Raw genomic sequence first — 10,388 nt, forward strand, 5'->3', positions numbered from 1 at the left:
CGGCGTCGCCACGCCCAATCTCGACGCTTCCATCGCGTTCTACAGGGATGTGATGGGCGCTACCGACGTGACCGAGCCGTTCGTGCTCGAAAGTCAGCAGGTGCGCGTCTGCTTCGTCAACACGCCGATAAGGGTCAGCTGACATTTCTGAACTGCAGCGCTGAACTTCTTCCCGTTCAAAATGTGCCAAGGTAACCCTTCCCGTGGTCCTGTTCGTATGCACCCTGACCGATCATCCGCGCTCGACGCTGCAACTTCGGGCTACCGCCAAGGCAATGGCACGGTTAGCGAAGATTAAGACGTCGACACATGTTAGGGGATCGGTGCCGGTCAACCGACCCCGACATGGACGTTCTACCGACTACCGATTGTAACCCCTAAGCAAGCCACCAGCGCAGACTAACCTTCGCCGACCTACGAAGTGCGAAGTACTCAGCGCCCCTTCGACCGTTTGCTCGATGCCGATGCCGATGCCGACAGCTGATGGTAAGCAGCCCGACTGTACCACCACATTGTGCTAGACAGATCACCTCTAGTTCACCTCAACGGGACCGCGGAGACGGCAATGCAAATGCTTCGACGCGGTCCATGAGCGGCGACTGAATAAGCACGCTGCCCCCGGAGACGATCACCACGAACTGGCGGCCGCTCTTCGGCGATATGTAGGTCATCGGAGTTGCCTGTCCGCCCGTCGGAAGTCTGCCCTTCCACAGTTCACGCCCCGTAGCCGCGTCCAGGGCACGGATGCTGCGCTCCTGCGCGGCGGCAATGAACACGATACCGCCGCGTGTGACGATCGAGCCGCCCATCATCGGCAGGCCCATTGTGATCGGGAGGCCAAGTGGAATGCCCATCGGACCACTATCCTGCGTGGTGCCGAGGGGCTTTTGCCAAAGCAGCTTGCCTGTGTTCAGATCGACAGCGCTCATGAGACCGTAAGGCGGTGCATTGCACGGAGCTCCAAGTGGCGACACGAAGGTGTTCACCGATACCGCAAACGGTGTTCCACCCTGCGGCAAAGGAAGGCTCAGATCATGGAACCTGATGCCCTTTTGCTTCTTTGCCATCGCGTCTGCCGTGGCACGGGGAATCAGACGGACGGTCGAAGGCACCTGCATCGAATTGACGAAGAGTATGCTCCGTTCGGGGTCGACCGATACGCTGCCCCAGTTCATGCCGCCACCAATGCCTGGAGAGACGAGAGCCTCCTTTGTGCCGATCGGCGTGAAAGGCCCATCGTAGCGCATCGAGCGGAAGCGGATCCGGCACCAGAGCTGGTCGAAAGGAGTGGCCCCCCACATATCGCTCTCTTTGAGGGTATTCCCAGCGAACGAGGGCATACCAACAGAGAAGGGTTGGGTTGGCGAAGCACGGTCACCGGGTGCGGGATCCACAGTCACGGGTCGTTCGACCACAGGCGCCAAAGGGTGACCGGTACGTCGGTCGAGGACGTAGACCTGGCCGGTCTTGGTCGGCTGGACCAGCGCCGGAACCTGCTTACCACCGATCTGCAAGTCCACGAGCGTTGGCTGAGAGCCAACATCGTAATCCCACACGTCATGATGGACGGTCTGGAACGACCAGCGTCGTTCGCCGGTTTGAACGTCGAGCGCCACGACCGAACTGCTGTACTGGTCGGAAAGCGCTGTTCGGCTCCCACCCCAATGGTCCGGTGTCGCATTGCCAGTCGGGACATAAACAAGCCCGAGCTTGTCATCGCCGCTCATCGGCCCCCAGCTGTTAGGAGTACCGAGAGTATAGGTTTCACCAGGCCCCGGTCTCCCGTGGAAGCCGGGACGTCCAAGATCCCACGCCCATGCGAATTCACCCGTCGCCACATCGAAGGCTCGGATGACACCGGATGGCTCGCCGACCTTTACATTGTCGGCGATCCATCCGCCGAGGATGACTTTGCCTCGTACAATCGTCGGCGCCGAGCTCACATAATAGAAGCCGGGATCGACCTGCCCCATGCCTTCCTTGAGGTTCACCATACCGTTTCGGCCGAACGAACGACAGGGCCGCCCGCTGCGCGCATCCAGAGCAATCAGCCGTGCATCAAACGTTGCCGACACGATCCTGTCCGCACAATCGCTCGCATTGGGAACGTGTGCGTAGGCTACCCCGCGACATGCTGTGACCAGCGACGCCCCGGTAGGATCAACCTGTCGCGCGACATTCAGGGTGAGAAAGCGCGACAAACAAGATGAGAATCCTGCGTTCCGGGATTGGCGAAGGGCGTAGCCCGTAGCCGATGCCGGAACGCAGGAGGCGCCTTTTGAAGGGTGCCTTTGATGGTCGCGGCGGCCGCTATGCATTGGTTTTTCCTGGGAAGGAGGACCTGGCGTGTGGCGGGCCGACACATCAACGATCATCAGGTGAGACTTTTCATGACCCACAGACGTAACGATCCCGTCGCCCTGGCAGCGGCGAGGGCCGGTTTCAGCCCGGCGACCGGCTATCGGGTGCTGCAGGATGCGCGCCTGCCTTCCCAGCGACAGGCCCCGCGCGGCCGACGGCGCCCTGATCCGCTATCGGGCATTTTCGAGGAGGTTGTCGTGCCGATGCTGGAGGCCGCCCCCGGTCTTCGTCCTGTCGCGATCTTCGAGGAACTGCGCCGTCGGTACCCGGATACCGAGTTCGGCTCACGACGGACCCTGGAGAGGCGTATTCGCGACTGGCGCGCTCTGAACGGCCAGGATCGGGAAGTCATCTTCAGGCAGGTTCATGAGCCGGGGCGGCTCGGCATGTCCGATTTTACGTGCATGAACGATCTGGAAGTCGCCATCGCCGGGGCGCCTTTGGACCACTTGCTCTATCACTTCCGCCTGCCTTGCGGCGGGTTTGAACATGGGCACGTCATCCTGGGTGGCGAGAGTTTCGTCGCCCTGGCCGAAGGGCTGCAGAATGCGCTCTGGTCTGCCGGCGGAGCGCCCAGGCTCCACCGTACCGACAGCTTGTCGGCCGCCTTCCGCAACCTGGACGCAGATGCGAAGGCCGACCTGACCAAGCGCTATGACGCCCTATGCGCCCATTATGGAATGGAGCCGACGCGCAACAACACAGGCATTGCCCACGAGAACGGTGCGATCGAGAGCGCCCACGGCCATATCAAGGCTGCAGTGAAGGACGCGCTGTTATTGCGCGGGACCACGGACTTCACCGACCTTGCCGCTTATCGCCGCTTCATCGACGAAGTCGTGACCGCAAGGAACCGGCGTCACGGTCCCGGCATCGATGCTGAGCGCAAGGCGCTGCAATCCCTCCCGAACGCACGGACTACCGATTACGAGGAAGTCCTCGTGACAGTGACGTCCTCGGGCGGCTTCACCCTGCGCAAGGTGTTCTACACGGTCCCCTCGCGCCTGATCGGACATCGCCTGCGCGTGCGCCTTTACGACGACCGTCTCGATGTCTTCATCGGCGGCACAAGGCTCATGACCCTGCAGCGCGGCCGCGCCGGTGTGAACGGTAAGCACGGCCACGTTGTCGATTATCGCCATGTCATTCATTCCCTGCGCCGCAAGCCGATGGCGCTGCGGGGATTGGTCTATCGTGATAGCCTGTTCCCCCGCGCGCCCTACCGCCTCATGTTCGAGCACTTGCTGGAAGCTGTGGGCGAGAAAGAAGCCTGCCGGATCATGGTCGAGCTTCTGGCCATGGCCCACGAGCGCGCCTGCGAGGCGGAGCTCGCCCATATCCTGGAGGAGGACCTGGCAATCCGCAGGATCCCATGCCTGTCGGCACTTCGGGCCCGCTTCAGCCCCGATCCCGCCACTCTGCCCGAAGTCGTGGTCGAGATGGTCTCGCTCTCGATCTACGACGGGCTGATCGAACAGGGAGAAGCGGCATGAGCACGGCTCCGATGATCGACGCACAGCGCCTGGGCCTGATGCTCAATGAACTGCGCTTGCCAACCATCAAGCATATCTGGGGAGATTTTGCAGCCCAGGCGGACAAGGAAGGATGGCCCGCGAGCCGGTTCCTTGCAGCTCTCGCCGAACACGAACTCGCCGAACGCGATCGTCGCCGGATCGGGCGTCATCTGGCTGAAGCCCACCTGCCGGCGGGCAAGACGTTGGACTGCTTCGCCTTCGAGGCCGTGCCGATGATCTCCAAGGCACAGGTCATGGCCCTGTGCGCCGGCGATGGTTGGCTCGACCAGGGTTCCAATCTCATCCTGTTCGGCCCGCCAGGCGGAGGCAAAAGCCATCTGGCGGCGGCGATTGGCTTGGCATTGGTGGAAAATGGCTGGCGAGCGCTGTTCACCCGCACCTCTGACCTCGTCCAGCGTCTGCAGGTCGCTCGCCGCGAACTGACGCTGGAATCCGCAATCGCCAAGCTCGACAAATATCATCTGCTCATTCTCGACGACTTTGCCTACGTCTCACGCGATCAGGCGGAGACCTCCGTCCTCTTCGAACTGATCAGTGCCCGATACGAGCGCAGATCCCTGCTCATCACCGCCAACCAGCCCTTCGGTGAATGGAACCGCGTCTTCCCGGACCCGGCAATGACGCTCGCTGCGGTCGACAGGCTCGTGCATCACGCCACGATCTCGCATTGCCTCGCCAGAAATGCTCCTTTGAATTGAGTGTTGCCTCATCAGAAATGTTCCCGAGCCAGCGGCGTCGGGAGAATCAGAATGAGGAAGGTGAGCATGGCAACACGGGAGGGGTTGATCTCGGCGGTCCGAGATCGATATCGGTCAGCGGGGCGCAGGGAAAAGAGCCGCATCCTCGATGAATTTGTCCGGATCACAGGCTATTGCCGCAAGCATGGGATGCGCCTGATGCGATCAGAACGGGCCACGCCCCAAAGCTCTCGTCTTGGTCGACGCCTTTACAATGATGCGGTCCGCGAGGCGCTGACGGTACTGTGGGAGGCCTCCGACCGCATCTGTTCGAAACGATTGAAGGTGATGATTCCGATTTTGGTGCGCGCGATGGAACGCAGCGGCCATCTCGAGCTCGACGGTGAAGTAAAAGAGCGACTGCTGCAGATGAGCCCGGCGACGATCGACCGCGCCTTGAAGGAAATCCGCGCGACGGCGACAGGCGCCCCGCGGCGCCGGACTGCCAGGCAATCCGCCCTACGGCGTAGTATCCCGATCCGGACATTCGACGACTGGGATGATCCGGCGCCCGGCCATTTTGAGGCAGATCTGGTCTCGCACAGCGGGCCAGTGGCGAAAGGGAGCTTTGCACAAACGCTGGTTTTGACGGATATCGCCACGGGCTGGACCGAATGCGCGCCACTGTTGTTCCGTGAGCAGAATTTACTGGTGGCGGTGCTCAACGAATTGCGCGGACAGCTGCCGATGGCGGTGCTTGGCTTCGACACCGACAATGACAGCGTCTTCCTCAACCCGACGGTGCGCGACTGGTGCGTGGCGAACTCGATCACCTTCACCCGTTGCCGACCCTACCGCAAGAATGACCAGGCTTGGGTCGAACAGAAAAATGGGGCCATTGTGCGCCGCATAGTCGGTTATCGCCGCTTCGAGGGTATCGCGGCGACCAGCGTGCTGGCCGAACTCTATGCTTTGCAACGGTTCTACGGGAACTTCTTCCAGCCATCCTTCAAGCTCGCGGAAAAGCACCGCGACGGCGCTAAGGTGACGAAACGATATCACAAACCGGCGACGCCGGCCCAACGCCTGATCGATGATCCCAGGACGACCGATGCGGTTCGTTCCCAGCTCGCCGAGACACTGGAACGCCTCGATCCCGTGAAGTTGCTGCGCCAAATCCGAGACTGTCAGGAGCGGCTTGTCGTGCTGGCCGACAAGCCCGGTGAGGCCGTCGTGGCGAATGACACAACGCTCGATCAGTTCTTTGTGGGTTTGCGGACTGCCTGGCAGCTCGGGGAAGCAAGACCAACGGCTCGAGCAAAATCGCAGACCAAGCGCGGCCGACGCCGGCCGGACCCGGTGGTGGCCGTCACAGATCAGCTCCACGCCTGGTATCGGGCCGAGCCATGGCGGACAGGGCGCGAACTTATGGAACGCTTGCAGCGGGAGCACCCTGGTCAATATCCAGACAAGCTTTTGCGGACCATTCAGCGCCGGCTCAAGATATGGCGAGCCGAAGAAGCACAGCGCCTGGTCTTCGGCCCCCGGACCGAGGCTGGCGAAATTTTTGCACATGTGGGGCGAGAGCCGGCTGCGTTACGCTTCGCCGGCTCTCGCCCCACATGTCCTTGAACTGGCTTGCAGAATACAAATCTGCTAAGGGAACATTCCGCTGAGGCAACCGAACCATCGGTCGGGAACATCTCTCAGTGAGGCAATACGAATCCTCATCCTGTTTGTCGCGCTACAATCAACCTTCGGATCGAAACGCCACTTCTCTTTGCCGGTTTCGGGATCCAGAGCGATCACGACGTTTGTCTGCGAGCACAGGTAAAGCGTATCCCCCACCAGGATGGGCGTCGCCTCAAGAGGGCTCTGCGTGCCTTTTTGAACGATGCCCGTGCGATAGGACCACGCCGGCTGAAGCTTGGCCACATTGGTCGTGTTGATCTGGGTCAGCGGCGAGAATCGTGTTCCGGCATTATCTCGGCCATAGGCCTGCCATTGCCCATCGGGTTGCCCGCCAGGGTTCGTAAGCGATCGTACTGGAGGTGAGGCCGATAGGGCGGGATTGCCTGACGGCATAAGCGCTGCGACCAGAACAATTGCGAGAGTGCCGCATCCCAATGCTCCTGCGGTATATCCAGCCCGCGCGTCGGAGGGATCCCCCTCGCCCAAACCCCGTCGCACGAACGGCAGAGCGAAGAGCATTCCAATGAGCCCCGGACCGATCAGTCGGGGTGCAAGACCCCAGCCATTGAGCCCCGCCTCCCACAACGACCAGATCGCAGTCAGTGCGAGAAACCCGGCATAGAGCCAAGCGCCTGATGAGCGCCTGATCCATAGGAGAATGCCGGCAAGCATCACAGCCGTCCCGCCTAGCAGGTAGTAGATGCTCCCACCCAAAGCAGTGAGCCACCCGCCACCGGCAGCAATCAACCCTCCAGCTACCAGGAGGAACAATGCGAAAGCGCGAAGGGCCACGATGCTGCCGGTTTTCATGTCTTAGTGGAACTTGATCGTGAGGTCGGCCGAAACCCAGCGGGGCGGACCGTAGAAGCCGTAGCGATATCCGGCCACGCCGTTCAGCAGGAAGATCGACGTCTTGTAGCGCTTGTCGAAGATATTCTTGACGGAAACAGAGAGCCTGTACTTGTCGTCGATGTCGGCGATATCGACCTGCCCGTTCACGACACCATAGGATGGAACGCGCGCAGCCGGGTCATTCGCTGGATCGTTGTAGAAGTGCGACCGGGCCCGGCCATCGATCTGGAAGCCGATGGTCTTGTTCCCACCGTCGATCGGCAGGTCATATCGCAGCAGCGCCGAAGCCGTCCACGACGGTGCGATCGGCATCTTGGCGTCGTTCACGAACAGGCCGGCATTCGACACATCGTTGAGCTTGGAGTGAAGAAGGCCGCCATTGGCCTGGAATGTGACACGCGGGAAAGGCTTAAGAGTGAGATCCGCCTCCATGCCATAGAGCTTTGCATCGTTGTTCGTGATGAACGAGCCGACCCCGACGAAGGAGATGGCCTGATAGTCGCTGTAGTCGTAATAGAACGTCGAGGCGCTGATGTTGCCGCGGCGATCCCAGAAGCTCGCCTTGACGCCCACCTCGTAGGCCAGAAGGGTTTCCTGCGCATAACGGAACTGCTGGAACGGCAGGCCGACGGAAACCAGACCGTTGTTGAAGCCAGGCGCCTTCACGCCGCGACTGAATGAGGCATAGAGAAGCGTGTCGGGCGACGGCTTGTAATCTAGCTCGACCTTTGCCGACCACAGGTTCTCCTTGATGTGGTTGAGACCGCCCGCGGTCGCATCCGTGAACACATTCTCGCCGACGGCCGCGCCGACTGGGAGGTTGGCATCCTTTTCGTATCCGACAAACGGATTGGTCGGATCAGTAGGCTGATAGATGCCGTTCACCTGCTGGATCGTCTTCTCATCGCGTGAGCCGCGCAGGCCCGCGATGAGCGTCAGGTTCGACGCGAGGTCGAACTCGGCATTTCCGAAAACGGCATAGCCTTTCGAGCGCTGGTAGACATTGGCTTTCAGCGCGACCGACCCAGGACCGGCAAACTGCGCAAGCGGAGCCAGAATGTTCTGCTCCTGCACCTGATTGAGGTAGTACGCCCCGACAGTGAAGCGGCTGGAACCGGCATCGATGTAAGCGCGCAGTTCCTGCGAGAACTGATGGCTTGGGTTGTTGTAGTGCGTCGCGCAGATGGCGACCTGAGTGCCGTCGCAATCCTCCACCGTGTTGCGACGATAGTGGTTGTAGCCCGTGACTGAGGTCACGGTCACATCGCCGATCTTCCAGTCCAGCTTATTGATCGCGAGGAACGATTTGGCTCCCAGCAGCTTGCGCAACTAACCATTGTCGGACTCGCCGCTGACGGGCCCGACACCCACTGCGTCAGGCGAACCCTTGGGCAGCGTGTACTGATAGCCAGTCGACGGATCCTGAGCGATGGCGTCGCGCCAGATCCCGCTCGTGTAGCCACTTGCCTTGTCGTACGAGACGCGCAGCACGTTGGTGAGCGTGTCGGTCGGCGTAAAAAGAACCGATCCACGGATCGATTTCGACTTAACCTGGCCGCCGTCGGGCTGGTTGCCCGTGCGATTGTCGAGCCAGCCATCGTTGTCGTGGTATTGTCCCGCCACGCGCACGGCGAGGATGCCGGGCGCGACAGGGGCATTGACCATGGCCGTCACAGTCCGGTCATCGTACGATCCGTAGGAACCGCTGATCGAGGCCTCGAACTTGTCGACCGGCTTGCTCGAAATGTAGTGGATCAGACCGCCGGTGCTGTTGCGGCCAAAGAGGGTTCCCTGCGGCCCGCGCAAAACTTCCACGCGCTGCATGTCATAGAGAGGGAATGCACCGGCGCCGGTCGTCACGAGGTACACGTCGTCGACGTACGTAGCGATCGGAGCCTCGGTGCCGTCGTTGGAATCGTTTTGGGCGACGCCGCGCACCGAGAAATTGGTGTTCGTCCCTGGGCCATAGATCGAGGTGTTCTCGACATTGGGAACCGCGTTCACGACTGCGGTGGAATCCTTGATCGACATTTTGTCGAGCTGGTCTCCGCCCAGCACCGAAATCGAGATGCCGACATCGTTGAGCTTCTGCTCACGCTTCTGGGCGGTGACGACAATCTCGGCGATACCGTAATTTTCGCTGCGAGTTGCTGAAGCGGGCGGAGCCGGCCGATCTTGGGCTTCTCCGGCGGCTTGCGCGAAGGCCGTGGCTGGTGCGGTCGATGCGAGAAGGACCGCCGTCAAGCGGGCACACTTCATCCTCGACGAGTAAGACTCGATCGTCATTTCACTCTCCCCTTTGTGTTATACTTTTGCGTGCTTGATCAGGCGTACTTCGCCTTGAGCCCTTCCATGAAGCGGTTCAGATTTGGCAGCCCCGTAGCCGCCACCACGCCGCCATCGACCGGGATAGCTGCTCCGGTGACATAAGACGCCGCATCGGAGGCCAAGAACGCCACGACCTCTGCCACCTCTTTGGCAGCCCCAAGCCTGCCAAGCGGAATGGCATTGATGAACGCGTCCAGAAGACCGGGAACCTGTGCAACGCCCGAGAACAGAGCCGTGTCGATGGCCCCGGGGCATATCGCATTCACACGGATGCCCTGCCCGGCCAGATCGAGTGCGAGGTTCTTGGTGTAATTGACGATGCCGCCCTTGGCCGCATTATAGGATGCCATCCCGAAATCACCGGAAAGGCCCGAAATCGACGCATTGTTGATGATCGACCCGCCACCAATGGCCTTCATGTGCGGGATCACTGCCTTAGAGCAGTAAAACACCGAGAACAGGTCGACTTCCAGGACCTTGCGCCAGAGATCGGCTGAGGTGTCGCTGGTCGAGCCCATCCCACCGATGCCGGCGTTGTTGAACAGGACATCGATCCGACCGAATCTGCACATTGCAGCATCCACGGTCGCTGCGACGTCTTCCTCGACCGATACATCTGTACGCCGGTACACGGCATTGGAACCGAGGCCCTCAGCGAATTGCGCGCCGAGCTCATCGTTCAGATCGGCGATAACAACACGACCACCTTCATCGACGAAGGTCTGTGCGAACGCCGCCCCCATACCTGAGGCGCCACCGGTAATCAGCGCAACTCTACCTTCGAAGCGTCCGCCCACAGCCATCTCTCCATGTTATCAGCCCGCTGCCGAAGTCGATTTTTCGGGACGGCGCTCAGCCCGGCCCCGCAGACATGATGATCAGCAGCACGCCGGCTTCGGCTGCGACTTGGCCGACGAGGGCGAAGATCAGCGCGTTTTCGGTC

Annotated in this window: 7 protein-coding genes and 2 pseudogenes; 4 read left to right on the forward strand and 5 right to left on the reverse strand. The window is 61.0% G+C overall.

Translation table 11 applies throughout. From position 1 onward, the window contains the following. Window positions 1–127: pseudogene (locus GR702_RS21525) on the forward strand (methylmalonyl-CoA epimerase); the annotation flags it as partial. 415 nt (window positions 128–542) lie between these two features. On the opposite strand, the gene GR702_RS21530 reads toward GR702_RS21525, so the two are convergent. Further along, window positions 543–2,201 carry a pyrroloquinoline quinone-dependent dehydrogenase gene (locus GR702_RS21530; protein WP_160987572.1) on the reverse strand — a complete coding sequence of 553 codons (1,659 nt, stop codon included), beginning with the start codon at window positions 2,199–2,201 and terminating at the stop codon, window positions 543–545. Window positions 2,202–2,348: 147 nt separating this feature from the next. On the opposite strand from GR702_RS21530, the gene istA reads away from it, so the two are divergent. The 3 genes and pseudogenes from istA (at window position 2,349) to GR702_RS21545 (ending at window position 6,205) form a co-directional block, all read left to right on the forward strand. After that, window positions 2,349–3,854, forward strand: coding sequence for an IS21 family transposase (gene istA, locus GR702_RS21535; protein WP_419880314.1), 1,506 nt, complete (start codon window positions 2,349–2,351; stop codon window positions 3,852–3,854). After that, window positions 3,851–4,558 (forward strand): annotated as a pseudogene (gene istB / locus GR702_RS21540) (IS21-like element helper ATPase IstB); the annotation flags it as partial. The gene istA and the pseudogene istB, both read left to right, overlap by 4 nt. A gap of 87 nt (window positions 4,559–4,645) precedes the next feature. Further along, on the forward strand, window positions 4,646–6,205 hold the full coding sequence (locus GR702_RS21545) for an integrase catalytic domain-containing protein (RefSeq protein ID WP_237449877.1): 1,560 nt from the start codon (window positions 4,646–4,648) through the stop codon (window positions 6,203–6,205). Between the two features lie 24 nt (window positions 6,206–6,229). On the opposite strand, the gene GR702_RS21550 is transcribed toward GR702_RS21545, so the two are convergent. Genes GR702_RS21550 through budC form a run of 4 tightly spaced genes read right to left on the reverse strand, consistent with a single transcriptional unit; the run spans window position 6,230 to window position 10,242 of the window. Beyond that, window positions 6,230–7,075: a PQQ-binding-like beta-propeller repeat protein gene (locus GR702_RS21550; protein WP_160987574.1), complete on the reverse strand. Its 846-nt coding sequence runs from the start codon at window positions 7,073–7,075 to the stop codon at window positions 6,230–6,232. A gap of 3 nt (window positions 7,076–7,078) precedes the next feature. Further along, entirely contained in the window at window positions 7,079–8,446 is a 1,368-nt protein-coding gene (locus GR702_RS21555) for a TonB-dependent receptor (protein ID WP_160987575.1), read from the reverse strand. Continuing rightward, window positions 8,447–9,403 (reverse strand): TonB-dependent receptor, encoded by a 957-nt coding sequence (locus GR702_RS21560; protein WP_160987576.1) that lies wholly within the window; start codon window positions 9,401–9,403, stop codon window positions 8,447–8,449. 38 nt (window positions 9,404–9,441) lie between these two features. Further along, window positions 9,442–10,242, reverse strand: coding sequence for a meso-2,3-butanediol dehydrogenase (gene budC / locus GR702_RS21565; RefSeq protein ID WP_337192674.1), 801 nt, complete (start codon window positions 10,240–10,242; stop codon window positions 9,442–9,444). Window positions 10,243–10,388: the final 146 nt, after the last annotated feature.

Source organism: Novosphingobium silvae (assembly GCF_009856825.1).
Lineage (GTDB): Bacteria > Pseudomonadota > Alphaproteobacteria > Sphingomonadales > Sphingomonadaceae > Novosphingobium > Novosphingobium silvae.

Coding starts and splice junctions, on each gene's coding strand:
- GR702_RS21545 (WP_237449877.1), top strand. CDS start 4,646: ATGAGGAAGGTGAGCATGGCAACACGGGAGGGGTTGATCTCGGCGGTC.
- GR702_RS21550 (WP_160987574.1), bottom strand. CDS start 7,075: ATGAAAACCGGCAGCATCGTGGCCCTTCGCGCTTTCGCATTGTTCCTC.
- GR702_RS21560 (WP_160987576.1), bottom strand. CDS start 9,403: ATGACGATCGAGTCTTACTCGTCGAGGATGAAGTGTGCCCGCTTGACG.